The following is a 20205-nucleotide window of genomic DNA, read 5'->3' on the forward strand; positions in this document are numbered from 1 at the left end:
TAAGCCGGGTGTCGGTGGCTGCACGTACGGTTTCCGCATGTCTGATGAGTGGCGGGTAGGCGTACGTCGGCGGGTTGAGGCGGCGGGTGAGGGACCTGGGGGCAGCGAGGTGTTCGGGGCGTCGGGGCACAAGTGGGTCGTGGAGGAGCCGCTGACCCAGGACGAGCTTGCCGAACTTGAAGCTCAGATAGGCGTGAGGCTGCCGGGGGAGTACCGGGCCTTCCTGCTTTACGTGGGTGCGGGTGGCGCCGGCCCCGCGTACGGCCTGTTCCCGGTTCGGCGCGTACAAGGTCGCTGGCGTTGGGAAGGCGACGGCGCGGATCTGGCCGACCTGTCGAGGCTTGCCGAACCATTCCCCGACCAGGGCCCGAGCCCGAAGCTGCTCGCCGATCTCCTTGCTCAACGCCCAGAGGAAGAAGACTTCGATGACATCGAGGACTTCGACGACGCCATCGAGGCGTGGGACGAGCGGTGGGAGGCTGTCATGTTTGCTTCGGAGCGCACCGTCGGTGCCATCGCGATCTCCCACCTGGGCTGTGCCCAGAGAGAGTGGCTGATTGTCAGTGGCCGACACCGCGGCACGATCTGGTCCGACAGTCGAGTGGACGATGTCGATCTCACCCCGCTCCTCGACGATGACGGTATGCCGGTGAAGTTCGCTCGCTGGTACACCGACTGGCTGGAGAAAGCCGAGAGTACCGCCTCGTAGGCCCGTCGCCTTGTGTGGAGCTATGAGGGGCCGTCCGGGGAAGTCGGCCACGGCAGCCTGTTCGCTCCGAGTGGAAGGGACGAACTGGGCCGTGACGCTCGTTTGGCGCTCTGGGCGCCGACCAGTAGGGCGATGAGCAAAGAACGCGGCTCTGACCTGGGGTTTTCCGAAGATCGCTCAGGCCGACATCTTTCCGATGACCCATCATGTTGAGTGCGTGGCGATCCTCGAACCTGTCGCAAAGGTCGTCTGACCTGCAAATGTGTAGGCTTGTTGAGCTGGTTCGACCTGCTTTCAGGGCTTGGGCGGATACACCGTGTGGAGCGCGTTGCGCTACTGGATCCTCCATGGAAGGGGTTTCTCGGCTTTTTGTCCGTACCCTTATGTGATGTGCTACTGACTACGGAGGCGTCCATCAGCCTGCCGGTGGCGAAGCTGGTGGAAACACTCGGGGCGCGCTGGAAGCTGAGTCCTCGCCCTCATCCTGAGTATCCCTTGTCCGAGGCCCGGATGCGTCCGGACTACGCGGTGGAGAAATCGGGGCGCATCACCGGCTTCCTGGAACTGAAGGCGCCAGGGCACGACGTCACGCCCGACGGCTTCACGAAGGGGACCGGGAGCCGTGGGAGCTGATGCGTGGACCGCGGTGGCCCGGTACCAGTCCGGTTCCTGCGGGCACAACTCGGGCGCGCAGGTGCGCCCGGACGAGGGCTCGTGCGGCGGTGGTGCGGTCGGGGTTCTCGTCGGTGGCCACGGCAGCGTCGAAGGCCAGTCCTGCCGGTCGGAGAAGATTAGGTGGGTGCCAGTCCTTCGTGCCCACGACGGCGAGGACCTTCGGGGTCATCCCCTTGAAGGCGGTCGTAGCGAGCGGTGCGTAGGGTTGGGCCGCCGGGCCGTTCAGATTCGCGCCCCGGCCGGGCGCGGCGATCATGACGCGGGCGCCGAAGCGTGCGTCGACGGCTTACCGGCAGGTTCGGGGTTGACGGGCGTGCTCGCCGTAGCTCGGGTCGGTGATCGCCGGCGGGTTCACGAACTGGCCGATGTGCGCGGGCTGTCGGCTGCCAAGCCGCTCGGCGAAGAAGGAGGGCATCCCTTCGCCCTCGAGTGCCGAGCAGCCGTGGAGAACCGTGCGGCGCACGTCGGCGGCGAACGGCCCGTCGTAGGAGGCAGGGCCGTGCGGCTCCGTGGCCGATGCCACGGAGCCGCACGGTGGTTACCGTCAGAAGCCGACGCTCGGATCGGCCGTATCCTCTTCCGGGTCCACGCTGTACAGCGGGCGGTCCTCGATCCCCAGGGCGCGCATCAGCTCGTTGGTCGGAATCCTGTACCTACGTCCGATGCGGAGGACGGGGCAGGGGAACTCGTGCTCGCGGATCAGCCGGTACGCGGTCGTCGAGCCGATTCCGAGTGCTCGGGCCGCCGTGCGCAGGTCCACTGCGACGGGCAGGTCGAACATCTCCGTGAAACTGAGGCGGCCCTCTGCCGGGTCCTTCACCCTCGCCTCCCCGCTGGGCGGACCGGCCGGGTGTCCGCGCGGCGCCCGGGCCGTCGCCTCTTCCCGGGGTTGTGACCCGCCGAACGGTCCTGCGACCCGTCATCGGTGTCGATGAAGATTCCCTGTCGGCGCAGATGCTCCGGGCGCACCCGGAAACGCAGCGGTGCGCACAGCCCGTCCGGGCCATCCGGACGGTCGACCCGTACATCCAGGCTCTCCGCCGCCGGAGCGTCCGCCTCCTCACCGGACGCATTGAGAGCGTGCTCCTCGGTGATGCGTTCGATCTGGGTGGAGGGAAGCTCCCGCAGCCCTTCCCGGGCGAGATGCCACGCCCTGGCGCGCGCCGCGTGCAGCAGGGAGGAGTGGGTGAGACAGCTCGCGCCGTCCCGATCCGCCAGCTTCTCCAGGAGGACCAGGACCATCTCGGCCTCCACGTCTGACCGGTCGGCCCGCAGGCGGGTGCAGACCCGGTGGACCGTCCCGGTCAACCGTGGCAGGGCCAGCCAGATCGCCAGGAGTTTCCCTGTGCTGTCTGGAGTCAGGTCGCTCTGCGCCGTGCGGATGACCTCCTTCCAGACCGCGGTGGCGAACTTCGGGTCGGAGCTGGGGCCGTACAAGGCCTCGTGCGTCTCGGCGGCGGTCAGCCGGACCGGATCAGCCTCGTCGGCGTCCGTGGGGACGAGCACGAAGACCGCGTCACTGGTCCGGGGATCGTCGAAGTGCCGCCTCACCGAGGCGAACGCACTGCTGTGCAGTGGATACATCAGGAAATGTCCTCTCTTCGGACTGCGGCAACCTGAGTCCGGAGGTGCTGGAAATGCCGAGATGCTGGACGAGGTGGCCTGTGGTGGGGACGTACAGCCTCATATCCGCGTCAAGCGGAGACGAGTCCCACCAGCCTCACTTTGATGCGTGAGCATGCGGTAGTGGTCTTCTCGACCAGGTAACGCCGCCTTTGACCACGAGCGTGTAACAAGCGCGGCAGCCAGCCCGCGAGCTTGCCGGTGACGAAGTTCGCGAGGCTGGTGGGTGCCCGTACAGAACGGGCACCCACGAACTGTTGCGCTCAGGCGGTCTCGGAGGACGAGGTGTCCGGCGCCTCGGTGGGCGGGGTCGTCGGGGTGGTGTCCTCGGTCCGGTTGGCCGCCCGCCGGCGGCGGCTCGGCGGCCAGTCGGGGGACTGGCGCAGACGGGCTGCCCGGCGGTTGCGCTGACGGTTGTTCATCGGGTTCGCGGTTCCTCTCTGATGAATCGATGGATGACTACGCCGCCGTTTCGTGCTTCTGCGAGCGGCTGGTGCCATCGTGCCCGGGGGTGAAGCGGGGCCGCAGAGTGAAAACTGAGGGATAACTGAGTCCCCGGGGGCGTGAAGAAGCAATCGCGTGTGAAGCGGCACAGCGCGGCGCACAGATGAAGGAGCGCCGGCGAGGGGCCGGATCACTGACTGCGGCGCGGTGAGGGGGAGGGCGATGGATGGGTACGTGCTGGGCCCGGTGCGAGCCGAAGGGGACGCCGGCAGGAGGGTGGTCGAAGGGTCGAAGGTGGCGGCCCTGTTCGCGCTCCTGGTGACCTCGCCAGACTGCCGATGTAAGAGGAAGGACATAGCCGAAGTCCTCTGGGAGGGCGTCGAGGACGTCGGCGATCTGGTCAACCGCGTCGTCGCCGACCTGCGGAAGCGGCTGGGCCAGGAGTCCGTGCCCCATTGCGGCAAGTCGGGTTACTGCACGCTCCGCGTGCCGGTGGGAGACGTCGACCTGCTCCGTTTTCGCGAAAAGGTGAAGCAGGCTGAGGGACTGACCTGCAAAGCGCAGTTCGAGCTGCTCGGCGCGGCCTTGGAGGAGTGGGACGACGAGGACGAACCGCTGCACGGACTGTCCGAGACCGGCTTCCACTTGCGTCGGGAGGAGCTACGGGCCGAGTTGATGGCCGCCGTGTACGCGCGGCTGGACGCAGCCTACAAGTCCAGGGAGGGCAAATGGCTGCGCGAGGAGACGGAGAAATGGTTCGAACGCGCGCCGGAATTACCCCAGATCTTCCGGTTCTACCTGCTCGCCCACGCAGACCTGCCGGAGTCCCAACGTGAGCGGCTCATCAAGAAGTGGGAGAAGCGCAACGGAAAAGCGGATGTCGATGTACAGAGCGCCATTGACCAGGTCCGGGGAGAGAGACGCCGGCCGGGCGGGGTGCTCCTGCCCCCCGTTCCCGACCAGTTGCCCGGCGGCAGGCGCAAGCCGATCGGGCAGGACGAGCTGATCGGCGACCTCTTCGAGGCCGTGTGCGAGGAACAGGATGCCGGCAATCTGGCGCTGGTCCTGATCAGCGGCATGGCGGGTGTCGGGAAGACCACGGTGGCCGAGAACCTCGCCGGTCGGCTGCGGGAGCGATTTCCCGACGGGGTGCTGCGCGGCGAACTGAAGGGATTCACCGACGGAGACGTGCGGCCCGCCGAACCGGACGAGGTCCTGGACGGCTTTCTGGCCGCGCTGCCGCCCTACACCACGGTGACCGGAACGGAGAGCAAGGGCAATGCGCTGCGGTCGGCGCTGGCCCACCGGTCGGTGCTCATCGTCCTCGACGACGCGCTCAGCGCCCAGCAGGTGCTGCCGCTGCTTCCCGGAGACGGTACCTGCGCCGTGGTCGTCACCAGTCGTAACGACCTCTTGCGGCTGCAGTCCGAGAGAAAGGTGCTGTTCCGCAAGATGGAGCCGCTGCGCGAGGAGGACGCGCTGGAGGTGCTCCAGGAGAAAGTGTCGGTTGAGGGCCGGGCCAAGCACGCCATGGCCTTCAGCGAACTTGTCGACCTCTGTGGCCGACTGCCGCTGGCCCTTGTGGTGGTGGCCCGGCTCCTGGAAGGTGGTGCGCGTCCGCTGCACACCCTCCCTCTCCTGGTGCAAGAGATGAAGGAGGAGCGGAAGCGGGCGATGTTGGACACCCTGGACCTGCCCGAGCACGAACTGTCGGTCCGCGCAGCACTCAATTGCTCCGTGCGCGTGCTGAATGAGGAAGCCCGACTGCTGCTGTGGCAGCTCGCCGTCCACCCCGGGCCCAGCGCTTCCTGGGAGGCGGTGATGGATCTGGGACGGGCAGTGGACGAGGGGACACGTACCGACCGGGCCCTGGTGGACCTCGTGGCGGCGAACCTCGTGGAACTTCATGGCGACCGCTACGGGCTGCACGACCTCGTGCGGGCCTTCGCCCTTCGGCACGTGCGGCCGGTGTCGGACGGAGAGAACGCGGAGATTGAGCGGGCGACCGTACGGCAGGTGCTCGAACACCAACTGCACAACGTCCGAGCCTGCGACCGGGTGCTCGACCGCGAACGCACCCTGCCCACCGGCGAGCCCGGAGCGGTCACGGTCACCGACCCTGCGGACCTCGCGGAGGCGATGGCGTTCCTGGACGAGGAGTACCCCGCCGTCCAGCGAGGCATTCGCTTAGCGATCAATCGGCGTATCGACCGGTACGTGTGGCTGCTTCCGATGGCCCTGGTCATCTACCAGTGGCGCCGTCGCCTGCTCGATGATGCGCGGCAGAACCTCCGGTACGCCATCGAGGCGGCGGAAACCGCCGGCCCGGTTGATTGCGCCATGGTCTACCGGTCGCTGGCAGGGACCCACTGGCGGCTCGGTGAGTACGACTTGGCTGTGGGCAACCTGCGCAGGGCCGTCCGGCTCAGCGAGGAGGACCGCAGCACGGAAGGCCGGCTGAGTCTGGCCCGTACGCTGCACCGGCTCGGACTCACCCTGCGCAAGCAGGGCGACCGGACGGGAGCGGAGGAAGCGCTCGGCCGCGCACTGGAGTTGTGCCGGGAGGTGTCCGATCGGGTCGGGGAGGCGGCTGTTCTGAACGTCCTCGGCGCGATCGACCTCGACCGGGGCGAGCACGAGCAGGCGCTCCGTCGGTGCGCCGACGCCCTGGGCGTGGTGGAGCGCACGACGGAGCGCAGCGGCCTGGCCGATGTGCTGTTCACCCTGGCCAAGGTGCACCTGGCCCGTTCCGAACGGGACGAGGCCATCACCCTGTACCGGCAGGCCTCCGACATCTACGGCGAACAGGAGAACTGGCCCAACGAGGACAAGGTACGGATGCTCTTCGCTGATGTCCTGGTGTCCGCCGGCGACACCGACGCGGCGGTGCGGGAACTGGAGAGAGTCATCGTGCTGCGTGAGCGGATGGACGGTGAGGGGGTGCGGGGGGTCCGAGAGCGGTTGGAAGGGCTGAGGTGACCCGCCCGGTCGGGGGCCGTCGGCTCACCGTCAAAGCCGGGGTGGATGCGTGCGGTAGTACTCGGTCGGGTCCGGGCGCAGGGGCTTCGATGGCCGTCGCGAGCCGAGTTGGGGTAGGTAGCAGCGGAGCCGATCGAACACTTCACGGACATCCGCTGGGCGCTCCGCGGCCTTCCACCGGACCATCCACAGCGCCAGGGAGGCGAACTCCGGGGGCAGTTTGGCGAGCCGGTCGGCCGGCAGCACCGGGGTGCCCTCTTCCGCCCGCTCTTCCTGTCCGCCGTAGGGCAGGCGCATCACGGTCATCTCCAGCAGGATGCAGCCGAGTGCGAAGATGTCCGCTTGCCGCGTCAGACCTGACGGACACGCGTCGGACTGCTCGGGGGAGGCCCAGCCGCGCGTGCCGCGTGCGTATTCCGTCTCCTGATCCGCCATGACCGCGTGGCCCATGTCAATGAGCCGAAGACGGCCGTCCGGCTGCACGATGACGTTCTCGGGCTTGAGGTCGCAGTGCACCAGATTCCGGTCGTGGACTTCTGCCAGAATTTCGCACAGTTGGCCGATGACGGCCACAATGGTCCCAGGATCCTTAACGGGCAGGGCCGCCGAAAGGACCTTCTGCAGTTGGTGCCCTTCGACGAATTCCATGATCAGGCACCGGCGTCGCCGGTGTGTCCCCGTGGCGATGACTTCGGGAATCGCCTGGATTCCCGTCAGCATCATCATGCGTGATCCCTCTTTGAGGAGTTCATTGCCGGCCCAGCGGAAATCGCTCTCGGGTCCGAGGTCCCGGGCCTTCTGAAGCTTCAACGCCACCTTCTGCCCGCTGGTGCGGTCACGCCCGAGGAAAAGGTCGCCTTGGCCGCCGTCGCCGACCATGTCCAGCACTTCGTAGCGCCTCTCCACATCGCCGATCGCCTCGATCTCCCTCACGGCCATCCACCTTTCCTCAGCACGGAAATGGAGCATGAAATGTCACAGCCATGGCTGCCCCCCGACGGGGTGACCCGCACGTCCGACGTCATTACGGTATCCGCCGGAATGTTCAAGGGGGGAGAGTTCCGATGCCCCGCAGCTGACGCTCTCAAGACCCGCGGATACCACACCACCGACCCCGTCCCGCGCCGCCATGAGCGGTTGGAGCACTTCGCTCTGGGCCCCTTCATGGCTGCCAGCGACATCCGTTCGGGACCTGCCGGCCACCCGCCCCGGACACGTACCGGGCCCTTGCACGACGGTCTGCGGGCCTGGTCGGAGCACGGCGTGACGTTGTACGAGGCGGCCTTCCCCCTAGACCCGGAACGCCCCCTGCACGAGGTGCCCGAGCCGTGGACGTACCGCTATCGGCCGACCGGTCCAGACCCGCGCGACGCCCAGGAATACCGCCTCACCGTGTGGGGCCGCTGCCTGGCCTCCCCCGACGGTGCTTACCGCGAGCTTCGTCTGCCCGTGCACCGCCTGCGGGACCTGCCGCCCGACGGGTTCACCGCGGCCGTCGCCCTGGTGCTGGCCGAGGGCACCCCCGGACCACCGCCGGAGCACGTACGGATCGTGGAGTTCGCGCTCTTCGACGGCCGTACGCGGGAACTCTTCGCGGGAAGCCGGGAAGAGGCGCGCGCCCGGTACCGCGAACACGGCCCCGCTGCCCTGGCCGGCGTACTGGACGGACGGGAATACCGCCCGGGGTCCGCCTGTGGCGGATGCCCCTACCTGTCGGTGTGCCCGGCCCTGCGCACAGCGCCCGGACTGCTGGGCATCGAGGCGCACGACCGGCCCCGCCGCACCTGGTCGGTCACCAACGGGCGGGCCTACCGAGCCTGTCCGGCGCGTGACCATATGCGCCGGCTGCACCTGCCCACGGCGGATTCCGTCGAACGCGCGGTGACGGCCGAGCGCGGCCGGGCGCTGCACGCCTACCTCGCCGAACGGCACGCCCACGGATCGCCTCGGCCCTGCACGGTCGAGGTCCCGAAGGAGTGGGTACCGGAGGGATTCGACCTGCCCGCACACGAACGCGCACTCGGCGCCCTGCTGTTGCGGCGGCACGCCGCGGTCTGTCCGCTGCGGTACGTCGGGGACGGTGCGGATGTACGGACCGAGCCCCGGGTGGTGCGGCACGACACAGCCGCCGACGTGGTGGTCCTGGCCGCGCCGGACCTGCTTTACCGGGATGCCGGGTCATGGGTGTGGCGCGAGACCAAGACCTCCGTCACCGATCGGCGGTCCGACCGCCCCCTGTTGGAGCGTTATCCGCAGTTGGCCCTGGCCGTCGTGCTGATCGCCCGCGGTGACCTGGGCGGTGATTCGTTCCGCGCGCGGGTCGAGTTGGAGGTGCTGCGCCCCGGCGGCGCCGACCTGGAGATCATCGATCCCTTCGCCCCGGCCAATCGGGTCACCGCCGAGAAGGTACTGCGGGCGATGGTGGCCGACTGGCACGGGGACGACCAGTACGCGGCCCGGCCCGGACGCTCCTGCGAGCGGTGCGAAGTGGCCCGCTGGTGCACGGCGTCGTCCGTCAGCGAGGCCGCGGCATGAGGGCGGGGCCGGCCGGCCGGGCCGATCGGCCGGACGCCGGCGAGGCGCCCGAGGGCGCGGGCAGCGACCTCTTCGGCGAACTCGCCCGCATGGTAGCGGCTCTCTCCGAGGTCCAAGGGCTCCGCTCCTTCACCCTGCCCTATCCCGGCCTCGCCCAGCGGGCGCTGGAGCACACGGTGATGCGCTGCCTCGATACGGGGGAGGCGCCGCCGAGGAGTCTTCCGGAGCTGTGGGAGTGGTGCCGGACCAGGCCGTCCGACGATCCACTCTTCGCGGTCCCCTCCTTCCTGGTCTCGCCGGGCACCAGGCTGGTGCACCGGGTCGGCCGGATGCCGACCCGGTCGTGTCTTGAGATGGCCTCGCACGGACCGGACGGAGGCGTGGCGGGACACGCCCGCGCGCTTCTCGGGGACCTGCACGCGCGAAGTGGAACGGAGGAACGCTACCGGCAGTGCAGGGCGTTCCTGGCGCGTCACCCGGTCGTCCACCAGCAGGACCGCTTCGCGCCGGGTTGGAACAGTGCGGTCTGGAGCCGGGTCAAGAACCTCTACGGTCCGTTGCCCGAGTTCCTGCTCGTCGACGGAGACTTCCTGTACTGCCCCTCGTGCAGGCTCCCCGGGCTGCCCCGGGACAGTGCCGTGCCCGTACCCGGACCGTCCGGCACCGGCGCGGAAGTCTGGTGCGAGGGGGAGGACTGCCCGCGCGACGCCCCTCCGCGGCTCATCCGTGAGCCGGATCAGGCGTGGATCCTGCAGCGCTCGCTGCGGTGGTACCTCGTACTGCCGCACCGCACCGACGAAGCCGCCCGGGAGGCACTGGAGCGCGCCGGAGTCGCGTACGAGACCCTGCCCGGTCTTCTGCCCGCCTACCAGCCCAGGGACACCGGCCCCCGCATCGTGGACATTCAGGTGTACGACCGCCTGCAGCCGGCGCTCCTCGCAGCCCATCTCACCGACAACACGCGCCTTGCGGACCGCACCCTCGTCGTGGTCCCCGACGCGCTCGCCGGACGGGACGGCTACCGGCAGGCCTTCACCGACGCCCTTCCTGCGCTCCTGCGGGACCGGCTGGTGCTCACCACCCCCATGGATCTCGTGCCCGACCTGGGACGGGCCCGGCGAGAGGAGAAGGACGATGCGTAGCCTCACCCCGCCCTTGACTGACGTGTTCAATGCGCTCAAAGTATTTCTGGGGTCTTCCGTGCCCCAGCCCGCGCTGGAAGCCCTCTGCCAGGTCGAACTCGGCCTGTACCTCCAGCAGAAGATGATGCCGGGCAGCCCCGCGGGCAGCGCCTGGGTGCTATTCAGCGGGTACGGGTTCGCCGAGGCGCACCGGGCAGCGCTGCCATCCGATGCGGCGAAGACCCTGCGTATCGCCAGGTACTCGCTGTGGACGCTGCGCCGGAGCCGGACCTGGCTCGAGGCGCTGGACACCTACCAGAGGTTCGACCCCAGGGTGCGCGCCTACGACGTACCGGACGCCGAGACACCCGCTGCCCGCCGCGACCTCTCCGTCGCCGGCGACCGCTTCTCCGTCTACGAACAACTGCTGCGTGCCGCACCGCCGCTGGCGGGCAGGCGCCTGCAGGTCGCGGGTCAGGGCCCGCACGCCTTCCCCGTCAGTCGCACCATGGCCGTCGTCGACCTGCCGCCGGTCCCCCACATCCCCCTCGTCGCCCACGACATGGACCTGGAACCGGCCGGCGGAGGCGAGCCCCTGATCTTCACCAGGGAGAACCTGGAGCGCACGGCGGCGGAGATGGACGCCCAGCACGCTCACTCCGGCAAGGGCCGGGCACCACGGTGGCTGGAGCGACTACGGTCGTTCGACCTGTCCACCAAGGCGAACGGAACCTTTCACAAGGCGAGGAAGGACGAGGACTTCGCCTTCACGGTCGACGGCATCCAGCACCTGCTCGGCATCGTCGGCGCCGGCAAGAGCACACTGCGCGACATCATCGCCGTCCATCTCGCCAAGCTGGGCAAGCACACCACCATCGTCGTCACCGATGTCGCGGAGGTGCTGAAGCTCGTCCGGCTCTACGACCTCTACACCGACGGCGCCGCCGCACCCGTGCTCGGCTCCTCCGGCCGTGAGCGGCACGCCCAGCGGCTGCACCGCCGGCTGGCGGGCCGGGGCGAGCACCGACTGCTCGCCCACTACGACCCCGCCTTCGCCTACCTCGGCACGTCCTGCCTGCTCAACGTCAGACGGCAGGGCGCCACGTCGACGACCGAACCACTCGCCTACGGCGAGGCACCCTGCTCCCGGCTCCGGCCCCCCTCGGCCCCGCGGCGTGACCCGAGCGACGGACGGCACTCCGAGTGGCAGAAGAGGGTGACGAGCTGCCCGTACTGGTCCGCCTGTCCCCGTCATCACGGAGCTCGCACCCTGGTCGGCGCCCTGATCTGGGTGGCCACGCCGGCCGGGCTGATCGACGCCTCGCCGCCCCGCCCCCAGAACGGCGAGCGCATCCGCTTTCTCGAACTCGCCTGCCGCCGTAGTGACCTCGTGATCATCGACGAGGCCGACCGTGTCCAGATGCAGCTCGACCGGACTTTCGCACCCGCCGTGGTCCTCGCCAGCGACGAGGACAAGGGCCTCATCGACCAGCTGAGCCGGCACAAGATCCGGGAACTCGCGGCCGGCGGACGCACCCAGCTCTCCGAACGGGACGTCGAGACCTTCGCCGCCGCCCTCAACACCGCAGGCGCGGCCACCGACCGGCTGTACGCGATGCTCGTCGCCGGGTACGAGCTGCGCACGTGGGTGCGGACGGGCTACTTCAGCGCCTGGACGCTCCAGCTGGGGCTCCTCGACGAACGCTACGAACTCCCCGACGACAGCGGTCGGGACCACCCTCATCACGCCCCTCGGGAGGCTCTCGGGAAACTGCTCGACGCGTTCCGGGACAACCCCTTCGGTGACCGCCACCGCAGGACGCAGGAGGACTTTAGCCGGCTGACCACCCTCCTCAACGAACTGCTCCACACCGGCAACCCGGAGAACACTCGGCGCCGCCTCACCGAGGTCATGGACGAGGTCTTCGCCATCGACCCGAAGTACATGGCTGCCCGGCAGCGGAAGTACCAAGAGGCGTACGACGAGTGGCGGCGCAAGGAGGAGGAACAGGAGAAGAAGCGCGGACGCCGCAGGAAGGCCAAGCCTCCGCCCCAGACTCCCGAGGAATGGCGGAAGCAACTCGCGGAGCGCTTCGAGTTCACACTGTTGCTCAGCGCCCTGGAACCGCGGCTCGCCATGATCAACGCCATGTGGCCCCGCGTCGAGGCCGCCCTCAGCCTGGGCTTCAACACGATGTACCGCAGGCCGCTCGACTACGGCCCGATGGTGCCCGAGGCCCCGATGGGCAATGTGCTCGGCTTCCAGTTCCGGGTCCCGGGTGAGGACAAGGGCGGAGTCCGCAGTGGCGAACTGACCTTCTTCAGGTGCAGCGGCGTCGGACGTGAGCTGCTGCGCGCCATTCCCTATCTCACCTCCGTCGACGGCAGGCCCGGTGCCCACTTGCTGCTCATGTCGGGCAGCAGCTGGGCGGGCGCGTCCAGCCGCTACCACGTCTGCGTCCCGGTCGGTGTGGTCATCGAACCGCCGGCCGAGGTGACCGAACGCATCGCCAACGAGAGCTCCATGCGCTTCGAGTTCATCGACGACGGCGACGAGAAACTGCGCATGTCGGGAACCCATCCGGACGACCGCCCGGAGAAGTTGCGCCGCATCGCGTGCCATCTGGGTGAGGTCGGAGACGAGTACGAGGTCACTGAAGGTGGTCCGCTCCAGCAGGAGTTGCTCTCTCTTCCTCCAGGGCGCGACCAGATCCTTCTGCTGGTTGGCAGCTATGCCGAGGCACGTGTGGTGGCCGACACACTGCACAACCTCAACGTCCGCTGGCACAACAAGGTGCTGTGCCTGGTGTCGGACGACGAGGAGATCACCGCGGAGGACGAGGCGCCATCCGCCTACCACGCCCGATCACTGCGCCGGGGCGACATCGAGCACCTGAAGGACCTCGAAGCGGACATCCTGGTGGCGCCCCTGCTCGCGCTGGAACGCGGCCACAACATCCTCAACGAGGACGACGAGGCGGCCATCGGCACGGTCTACTTCCTGGCACGGCCCCATCCGCACCCAGAGGACCTCCATCTGGCCGTCAATGCCGTCAACGACTGGGTCGTCCGCGCCGTCACCGGCGGTGACTTCGCCACCCTGGTACGGGGACAACCCACCGTCGAGGAAGGAGCGGAGGAGTTCCGCCGCCTCGCCCGTTCGTACTGGTACCAAGTACTCGCCCGTTCGATGGCGTGGAGCCGTCTCGACGACGATGTACGGAAACAGGTCACCTGGGACATGCTGGTCCTGTTGTGGCAGGTGATCGGGCGACTGGTACGCGGTGGCGTACCGGCCCGGGTGGTCTTCGTCGACGCCGCCTTCGCCCCCAACCGCGGCGCCGTACCGGCGCGGCCCGACACCCCCGAATCCAGTCTGCTGCACAGCGTCCTCGCCGTCCTGGACCCGTATTTCGACGGCGGCACGAAGACCGCGGAGGAGCAGTTCATCGTCCGCGCCCTGTACGCGCCACTGCGCAGCATGCTCACCCGCCTGCTCGCCGCCGTACCCGCCCACCCGTAGGCGCCGAACCCCTGTCTCAGGAGGTAATTCTGTGTACCACCGCATTCGCATCGCGGCCTACGAACCCGACCCGCTCCACGGACCCTGGCGGGAGGATATGAAAGTGCTGCGGCTCGGCGAGGACCTGCACGCCGAGCTCACCGGGATGCATGCCGAGGCGGACAAGAACTCCGTCCGCCCCCACCGGCTCCCCGTGCGCAGGCTCAACTCCCTGCTCCAGGCGATGGCGCCAGGCGTCATCGCGACCGGCCGCAACGCCGGGACGGATGGCCGTCTGCCGTGGCTCTACGCGCGGGAAGCCGTCCCGCCGGACGTGCTGGCCCCGGTGGTAGGAGCTTGGGCGGCGGATATGCACCGGGAGGGCGACGACTCGGAGGGCGGCGATTTCGAGGAGAGGCTCCGCTCCGGTGACCCGGCCGAGACGGTACATCTGCCCCACTGGGAGACGGAATCGGTCGACCTCGCCGAGAGCATGCTCTCGGCGGGCGGAACCGCCGAACCCGCTGCGCGACTCTACAGCCTGCTGCCCGAGTGGATCGCCTTCCGGCTGGGCGCCCGGACCTTCCGCACGGGCGGCAGCGCACTCCGCTTCCGCGTCGAGAGCTCGGGTGACGGCGCGCGACTCGTCTCCTGGCCGCCTCAGCGCTACGAACGCCGCGGGCAGACCTGGTACTACTCGGCCTGTCTCACTGTCACCGTCCACACCGTGCCGTTCGCCCCGCGTTTCCGCGTCCATGTGTCCACCCAGGTACGCCGGTGGGCCACCCGACTGGACGTACGCCCCCACCAGCTCGGCGGTACGACCGTACTGCTCGACGCTCCACTGCCGTGGCCGGAAGGGCCGGACCGGGGCCACCGGCTGATGATGAACACGCTGGGCTACGACCGGCGGTCGAAGGAACTGGCCTGGCGCCGGCATAGCCCCGCACCGCTCGTGCCCGAGCTGGATATCGTGCGCAACTATCCCCGGCCCGAAGCGCTCTTCTCCGACCCCGAACGCTGGATCAACGGTTCCGGGGACGTGGCCGCTGGCATCGTTTACCACCCGTCGATCGGCCCGCACGAGGTCGGACCCGGGCTGATGCCACGGGAGCGGGCGGATTTGGACGCCTGGGTCGAGGAAGGGCTGCACCCCCTGCTGACCCGGGTCCCCGACCTCACGCGCGTCTCCCGGAGCAACACACCCTCTCTGCTGCCCCGTTCCGGCGCCGGACGCGTCCCGGGCGTCCGCGACGCCCAGCTGGCTCTGCAACGGCGGGCGGCGCTGACACGCGCACTGAACGGCCGCCCCCTGGAGATCGACGTCTTCTGGCAGTCCCCGGAGACCCGTGCGGCGCTGCTCGCCGAGCTGCCCAAGCTCATTGGTCTTCCCGCCGGGCAGCAAGTGCCGTCGGCCGACGGGGAGACCTGCCAGTGGCAGTGTGAGGGGGTCGACATCCGCGTCCGGGCCCGGCCCGCGGGACCTTTGGCCGACGCCCTGCCGACCCCCCGAGCCCGCGGGCGCCTCAGGGCCGTCCGGCTGGCCGAGGCCATCGAAGGGCGCTGCGGGCTCGTGGCGGACCGGGCGGATCCGCTCCTGGGCGGGGCCGGAGTCGTGATCACGGAGATCGCCGGCAAGGAGCGCTTCGCCGCCGTCCCGGACTCCGACCCCAAGCACGCGCTGCGCATCGCCTGGGCACGGCAGGGACGGCTGACCCAGTTCGTGAACTCGCCCGACGACACCGACAGCGCTCTGGAACACCGGGCCAGGTGGACCTGGCTGGACGCCTTCCGGCAGCTGGGCGCGATCAGCCCGCCCGCCCATCGGGTGGGAGCCGGCATTCCGGGCGATCTTCAGTACGCGGCGCTCTGGCTCGTACGCCACACCAGGAAGGGGCCCACGCGATGCCCCGCCCACCGGCTGGTGGCGGTGCGGGTGCGCCCCGGGGACGGACCGGGCGTCATCGAGGGGTGGGACGCAGAACGAGCCGAATGGGTGTCGTATCCGAAGCTGTTGCTGCTGCTCTCCCAGGCACGGGAACCGGCGGCGAGCGGCGGGAAGGAGACCAGCACGGGGAAGCTTGTCGATGACTCGGCAGCCCCAGGAGGATCCCGGCCCGCTGCCGGCCCGGGCGTGGAGCAGGACAGGCAGCGGGAGACCGAGCGGCAGATCCGGGCGCTGCTCTTCCAGCTCCGCGACCGCCCGACGCTGCTGCTGGCGGACGCCGGCAATCTGCGCCAGTGCTGGCCTGGCCTGCGCAACGGTGCACTGGACCGCGACACGCTTGGCTTCGGGGCCGAACCCGCCCAGCGGCACACGCTCTACGGCCACGACCTGAGGGTGCTGCTCGTACGGGACGCCAACGCCCGGGGTGAAGTGGCAGAGTGGTACGCCCACGGCACCGAGGACGGGGTCGGCTTCGCCGAGGGTGTGTGGGGGACGGCGGATACGGAGGGCCGTGTCTTCGCGAGTACGGCCTCGAAGCCGCACACTGTGGCGAAACTGCCGAAGGGGCTCATGAAGCTGGTGCCCACGGCACAGGGCCGGACAGCGCCCGGGAAGACCGCGTGGAACCCCGGGCAACTGGAGATCACTGTGCTCGGCTGTCTGTCGGAGAAGGCGCTGACGGACTCGGGGCGTGCGGGTGACCCGCCCGACCGGCCGGCGGAGTGGGCGACGCTCACGCACCAGCTGCGTTACCACGACGACTACCCGCCGCTCGCCCGGCCTCTCCCGCTGCACTGGGCGCGTCTCGCCGGTGAGTACGTGCTTCCGGTGGCCGGAACGAAGTCGGCGGGGAGTACATCATCCGCTTCCTGAGCGAGGTGCCGCCTGAATGGGGCGACCCAAACGATCGACGCTGATAAGGGTCAATGCTTCCCTCGTGTGAGCGCCGAAGCCTGAACCTGACTAGGGCCTGTCTTCATAGGGTCAAATCCACATCAGGAGTGACGCGATGGTGAGTGCCGTTCCGTATGATTCGCGGATTTTGTCGTAGCGGGTGGCTATGGCCCGGTACTGCTTTAGCGCGTTGAAGCAGCGTTCGACGACGTTGCGCTGCTTGTAGCGCTCCTTGTCGAAAGCTGGCGGCCTGCCGCCGTTGCTGCCACGACGGCGGCGGTTCGCCTGCTGATCCGACCGTTCAGGGATGGTGTGTGCGATACCGCGTTTCCGCAGGTAGTTGGGTATGCCTCGGCTGCTGTATCCCTTGTCGCCCAGGAGATGATCGGGCCGGGTGCGCGGTCGGCCTGGGCCTGGACGGTGAACCCTGATCCGCGCGAGGATTTGCTCCACCTGCGTGCAGTCGTTGATGTTGCCGCCTGTGACGACAAAGCCGAGCGGACGGCCCCGGCCGTCACAGGCGAGGTGAATCTTGGTCGTCAGTCCGCCACGGGATCGTCCGAGGGCGTGAGCGTGTGCCGTTTCTGTGTAGCCTGCCCCTTTTTACGGGCGCCGGCCGCGTGCTGATGAGCGCGGGTGATCGTGGAGTCCACCGATACCAGCCAGTCGACGTCCCCAGCCGCATCCTTCTGAGCCTGAACAGCCTCAAGCATCCGCGTAAACGTGCCATCGAGCGCCCACCTGCGGAAACGTGTGTACAACGTCCGCCAAGACCCGTACCTCTCCGGCACATCACGCCAGGCCGAACCAGTCCGCAGCTTCCACACGATCCCATTCAGAACCACCCGGTCGTCCCGCCGGGGCCGCCCCGTGTCCGTCCGCGGAAGCAGCCCCGACAGAACGTCCCACTCTTCGTCCGAGAGCTCATGTCGCCGCACCATGCGCCATATGATGCCCCATCAACCACCTTTGAAGACACACCCTAGGGGGACGGCGTCTGGTGCACTCCTTGCTGGGGTCACTGGACGTCCGCCGTGACGCTAGTTTGACGCTCTTCGCACCTGGTGGCCCCAGGACGGAGACGAGGGACGGACCTGACCTGGGGTTTCGCGCGTGCGCATTGTGTGCTGTGCGGGCGTTACGGGCGATACCTTGACGCTGAATGACGCTTGTTCTGATGGGGGGCCAGGCGGATCGTCAGGCAGGTCACTTGTCCCGGAAGGGGCCAGCCCGGGCCATGACCTGCGGCGATGGCCGGTCGTGATGCGCTGACCCGCGTCAAGGGGCTTTCGCTTGTTTCACGCTCATGCCCTGTGATGCGGCGGTGCCGGTCAACCCTCGCACGCGCTATGGCGAGCAGCCTGTCGCGCGATCCCAGCGGGCGGAGGCGCAGGATTTGATCCAGAGACTCGTCGCCGAGGGGCCGCGGGCTCAGCACTCGGCAGAGGTCGGCACGACGACCAACTCGCCACATAGGGCGCGGTCTTGTCCTGCGACGTGCGTGCGATGTCCAGGGGCCCGCCCGCTTACTTGTGGTCATGGAGGAAGGCCGGGATGTCGGCTCGGGTCGGGTAGTCGGGCAGCGGTGCGGGCTTGTCCTGGAGGAATGCGGTGATGACCGCTGCTGCTCGTTGGTCGTTGTCACCCAGGCTGTTCCACATGTGGTGGCCGACACCGGGCATGTACTGGGTGCGCTGGATGGCGGGGTTGTCCGCGAGGAGGGTTGTCTGCCACTGCCGGACCTGGGAGGAGCATTCAGCGATCATGAGCATCGAGGGCGTCCTGGACCGCCTCAACTGGGGGGTGATGGACGGGGAGTCTTGGATTGTCCGCTGGATGCGGAGGCTGGCGGCGGCACTGAAGGAGAAGTTCTCCGCGGTGTCCTCGACGGGGATGCGGTGCGCGTCCTGTGCGCAGTAGGCGGACGCGGTGTCGCTGCCGAGGTCGGCAGCGGTGAAGGCGTTGTCGCCCTCCGCCTGCCCTACCAGTCCGTTGTCCGGGCTGAGCAGTCCGAGCCGCATGAGGCCGAAGGCGACCGCGTACCGCGGCACGCGTGTGGAGCGCGGTCCGGTCATGGCCGGCGCGATGTCGCGGGCCGACGGCCGGCCCTTCTGCTCGGCCATGCGGGCGGTGGGGCCGTCCATCGGGCCCGGCTCGGCGATGACCGCCCGGCGCAGGTGGTCGGCGATGGTGGGGTCGGCGAGCGCGCGGGTGAGCACGACCGCGCCCGAGGAGAAGCCCAGCACGTCGGCGCGGCCCATGCCGAGTTCGCTGACGAAGGCGCCGAGGTCGTGGACGGACCGCGTGATCGAGTACTGGTTCATGGGCAGCAGGTCGCTGCGTCCGCCACCGGCCTGTTCGTAGGCGTACACGTCGTAGCCCTGTCCCGCGAGCCGCCGCAGGAAGCGGTGGTCGAGCACTGAGATGCCGCGTACCGGACCGCCGTTGAGGTAGACGAGCGGGGTGCGTTGCCGGGGGGCGTTGCCGGTGGGCGGGTAGTGGTAGACCGCGACCCGGCTGCCGGTGGACAGGCGCATGTGCTCGGTGGTCACGAAGGACAGGGCGGGCGGGTGGTGGCGCGTTGTGGGGACGGTGGGGACGCACACCGACAGGGTCAGGGTCGTTGCGACGAGGACCGGCAGGAAGGGCACCAGCCGTCCCTGCCAGGAGCGGCGGCGGCCCCGCCACAGCGCCGCGACGACCGCGATCCCGGCAGTCGCGGACCATGCGGCTAACCCCGACCCCGCGCCATCGGTGGCGACGATCAGCGCCAGGAAGAGGGCGATCAGCCCCACTACCGCGGCGGTGGCTGCCAGCAGGCGGCCGACAAGGTGCAACGGACGTATGACGGACGGTGGCATCGTGAGCTCCCCAGAGTTTCGTAACGGTGTTTTGAAACGATGTTATCACCATGGGTACACTGCTTTCCATGGGAAGGCCGAGAACGAACGACGCCGACGTCAGAGAACGGCTCATCGCATGTGCGACCGAGATGTTCGCCACCCGCCCGCAGGAGTCGGTCACGGTCCGCGCGCTGGCCACCGCGGCCGGAACGTCGACCGCGGCGGTGTACACGTTGTTCCAGGGGAAGGACGGAGTGATCCGCGAGGTACGCGACCAAGCGGTCGCCGGCCTGTTCCAGGACCTGACGGCCGTTCCCGGCTCTGAGGACGCCCTGGAGGATCTGTACGCGTTGGCCGTGGCGTATCGCCGTTGGGGACGCGAACACAGCCACCTGTACGCGGTGTTGTTCGGTGGCGCACAATCCTTCGCACCGTCGGCCCGGATCGGCGACCGAGACCCGGTGCGACCGCTTGTCGCGGCGATCGACCGTGCCGTGGCGGACCGGATCCTCGCGGGCGACACCACACTGATCGCCGTCTCGTTGTGGGTCGCCCTGCACGGGCTCGTGACCCTCGAACTCGCCGGCGGCCTCGACGGCACCGCGGCCGAGACCGCGTTCCGGTCAACGATCGAGGCCGTACTGCGCGGCTGGGCGACCCCCGCCGCCTTCCCCGGCCTTCGGCTCCCAGATCCGGCCCTGTGAGGTGGTTGCTCCGTAGCCACACGAACACGGCGGGCAGGGGACCGAGCCGATATACACGCGCCCCGGCTGGCATAGGACTGATCTCGGGCCCGGCGCCGGCGGCCGAGTGGCGGTCGAGGAAGCCGACGTCGTGGTCCGGGAGCGGGGAGAGCCGGGTCGACGGGCCCGGAGCCTTCAGGCCGAGGCTGCCGAGCCACTCGCCGGCGGGGCGACGGGCGCTCCCGTACT

General features: G+C 69.0%; 15 protein-coding genes. 8 read left to right on the forward strand and 7 right to left on the reverse strand.

The annotated features are described in order from the left end of the window. Nucleotides 1-37: 37 nt before the first annotated feature. Both B9S64_RS25325 and B9S64_RS35165 read left to right on the forward strand, forming a co-directional pair. Complete coding sequence (locus B9S64_RS25325; protein ID WP_103491393.1) at nucleotides 38-709, forward strand: SMI1/KNR4 family protein; 672 nt, start codon at nucleotides 38-40, stop codon at nucleotides 707-709. 273 nt (nucleotides 710-982) lie between these two features. Next, a complete protein-coding gene (locus B9S64_RS35165; protein ID WP_258317578.1) occupies nucleotides 983-1342 on the forward strand; it encodes a hypothetical protein in 360 nt (119 codons plus the stop codon). 328 nt (nucleotides 1343-1670) lie between these two features. Here B9S64_RS35165 and B9S64_RS25335 read toward each other — a convergent pair whose 3' ends face one another. The 4 genes from B9S64_RS25335 to B9S64_RS34610 form a co-directional block, all read right to left on the reverse strand. After that, nucleotides 1671-1907 (reverse strand): hypothetical protein, encoded by a 237-nt coding sequence (locus B9S64_RS25335; protein ID WP_103491392.1) that lies wholly within the window; start codon nucleotides 1905-1907, stop codon nucleotides 1671-1673. Nucleotides 1908-1928: 21 nt separating this feature from the next. Beyond that, the gene (locus B9S64_RS25340) at nucleotides 1929-2165 is read right to left on the reverse strand and encodes a helix-turn-helix domain-containing protein (RefSeq protein WP_103491402.1); all 237 of its coding nucleotides are present in this window, start codon (nucleotides 2163-2165) and stop codon (nucleotides 1929-1931) included. Between the two features lie 35 nt (nucleotides 2166-2200). Then, complete coding sequence (locus B9S64_RS25345; protein WP_103491391.1) at nucleotides 2201-2968, reverse strand: hypothetical protein; 768 nt, start codon at nucleotides 2966-2968, stop codon at nucleotides 2201-2203. 302 nt (nucleotides 2969-3270) lie between these two features. Further along, the gene (locus B9S64_RS34610; RefSeq protein WP_181012296.1) at nucleotides 3271-3429 is read right to left on the reverse strand and encodes a hypothetical protein; all 159 of its coding nucleotides are present in this window, start codon (nucleotides 3427-3429) and stop codon (nucleotides 3271-3273) included. A 244-nt stretch (nucleotides 3430-3673) separates the two neighbouring features. On the opposite strand from B9S64_RS34610, the gene B9S64_RS25350 reads away from it, so the two are divergent. Next, nucleotides 3674-6430 carry a tetratricopeptide repeat protein gene (locus B9S64_RS25350; RefSeq protein WP_109492122.1) on the forward strand — a complete coding sequence of 919 codons (2757 nt, stop codon included), beginning with the start codon at nucleotides 3674-3676 and terminating at the stop codon, nucleotides 6428-6430. A 30-nt stretch (nucleotides 6431-6460) separates the two neighbouring features. On the opposite strand, the gene B9S64_RS25355 is transcribed toward B9S64_RS25350, so the two are convergent. Next, nucleotides 6461-7363 carry a serine/threonine-protein kinase gene (locus tag B9S64_RS25355; protein WP_181012295.1) on the reverse strand — a complete coding sequence of 301 codons (903 nt, stop codon included), beginning with the start codon at nucleotides 7361-7363 and terminating at the stop codon, nucleotides 6461-6463. Between the two features lie 330 nt (nucleotides 7364-7693). Here B9S64_RS25355 and B9S64_RS25360 point away from each other — a divergent pair, with 330 nt between their 5' ends. The 4 genes from B9S64_RS25360 to B9S64_RS25375 are packed head-to-tail and all read left to right on the forward strand — an operon-like array spanning nucleotide 7694 to nucleotide 16409. Continuing rightward, nucleotides 7694-8965 carry a PD-(D/E)XK nuclease family protein gene (locus B9S64_RS25360; protein ID WP_258037860.1) on the forward strand — a complete coding sequence of 424 codons (1272 nt, stop codon included), beginning with the start codon at nucleotides 7694-7696 and terminating at the stop codon, nucleotides 8963-8965. After that, the gene (locus tag B9S64_RS25365) at nucleotides 8962-10107 is read left to right on the forward strand and encodes a hypothetical protein (RefSeq protein ID WP_146060120.1); all 1146 of its coding nucleotides are present in this window, start codon (nucleotides 8962-8964) and stop codon (nucleotides 10105-10107) included. The genes B9S64_RS25360 and B9S64_RS25365 overlap by 4 nt, the downstream gene beginning before the upstream one ends. Nucleotides 10108-10165: 58 nt before the next feature. Continuing rightward, the gene (locus B9S64_RS25370; RefSeq protein WP_258037859.1) at nucleotides 10166-13609 is read left to right on the forward strand and encodes a hypothetical protein; all 3444 of its coding nucleotides are present in this window, start codon (nucleotides 10166-10168) and stop codon (nucleotides 13607-13609) included. A gap of 31 nt (nucleotides 13610-13640) precedes the next feature. Further along, nucleotides 13641-16409: a pPIWI_RE module domain-containing protein gene (locus B9S64_RS25375; RefSeq protein WP_181012294.1), complete on the forward strand. Its 2769-nt coding sequence runs from the start codon at nucleotides 13641-13643 to the stop codon at nucleotides 16407-16409. 111 nt (nucleotides 16410-16520) lie between these two features. On the opposite strand, the gene B9S64_RS25380 is transcribed toward B9S64_RS25375, so the two are convergent. Together B9S64_RS25380 and B9S64_RS25385 are read right to left on the reverse strand one after the other, a co-directional pair. Beyond that, nucleotides 16521-17371 (reverse strand): IS5 family transposase gene (locus tag B9S64_RS25380; RefSeq protein ID WP_374936069.1). Its coding sequence is split into 2 segments (ribosomal slippage): nucleotides 16521-17002 and nucleotides 17002-17371, totalling 852 coding nucleotides; the frame shifts between segments, so codons are not numbered across the junction. Between the two features lie 585 nt (nucleotides 17372-17956). Continuing rightward, on the reverse strand, nucleotides 17957-19291 hold the full coding sequence (locus B9S64_RS25385; RefSeq protein WP_103491385.1) for an alpha/beta fold hydrolase: 1335 nt from the start codon (nucleotides 19289-19291) through the stop codon (nucleotides 17957-17959). Nucleotides 19292-19359: 68 nt separating this feature from the next. Here B9S64_RS25385 and B9S64_RS25390 point away from each other — a divergent pair, with 68 nt between their 5' ends. After that, on the forward strand, nucleotides 19360-19977 hold the full coding sequence (locus B9S64_RS25390) for a TetR/AcrR family transcriptional regulator (RefSeq protein ID WP_103491384.1): 618 nt from the start codon (nucleotides 19360-19362) through the stop codon (nucleotides 19975-19977). Nucleotides 19978-20205 lie beyond the last annotated feature (228 nt).

The organism is Streptomyces sp. SM18 (genome assembly GCF_002910775.2).
Lineage (GTDB): Bacteria > Actinomycetota > Actinomycetes > Streptomycetales > Streptomycetaceae > Streptomyces > Streptomyces halstedii.

Excerpts from the sequence above, each read along its gene's own strand:
- B9S64_RS25345 (WP_103491391.1), bottom strand. The coding sequence starts at position 2,968 with ATGTATCCACTGCACAGCAGTGCGTTCGCCTCGGTGAGGCGGCACTTC.
- B9S64_RS25325 (WP_103491393.1), top strand. The coding sequence starts at position 38 with ATGTCTGATGAGTGGCGGGTAGGCGTACGTCGGCGGGTTGAGGCGGCG.
- B9S64_RS34610 (WP_181012296.1), bottom strand. The coding sequence starts at position 3,429 with ATGAACAACCGTCAGCGCAACCGCCGGGCAGCCCGTCTGCGCCAGTCC.
- B9S64_RS25365 (WP_146060120.1), top strand. The coding sequence starts at position 8,962 with ATGAGGGCGGGGCCGGCCGGCCGGGCCGATCGGCCGGACGCCGGCGAG.
- B9S64_RS25340 (WP_103491402.1), bottom strand. The coding sequence starts at position 2,165 with ATGTTCGACCTGCCCGTCGCAGTGGACCTGCGCACGGCGGCCCGAGCA.
- B9S64_RS25390 (WP_103491384.1), top strand. The coding sequence starts at position 19,360 with ATGGGAAGGCCGAGAACGAACGACGCCGACGTCAGAGAACGGCTCATC.
- B9S64_RS25350 (WP_109492122.1), top strand. The coding sequence starts at position 3,674 with ATGGATGGGTACGTGCTGGGCCCGGTGCGAGCCGAAGGGGACGCCGGC.
- B9S64_RS25385 (WP_103491385.1), bottom strand. The coding sequence starts at position 19,291 with ATGCCACCGTCCGTCATACGTCCGTTGCACCTTGTCGGCCGCCTGCTG.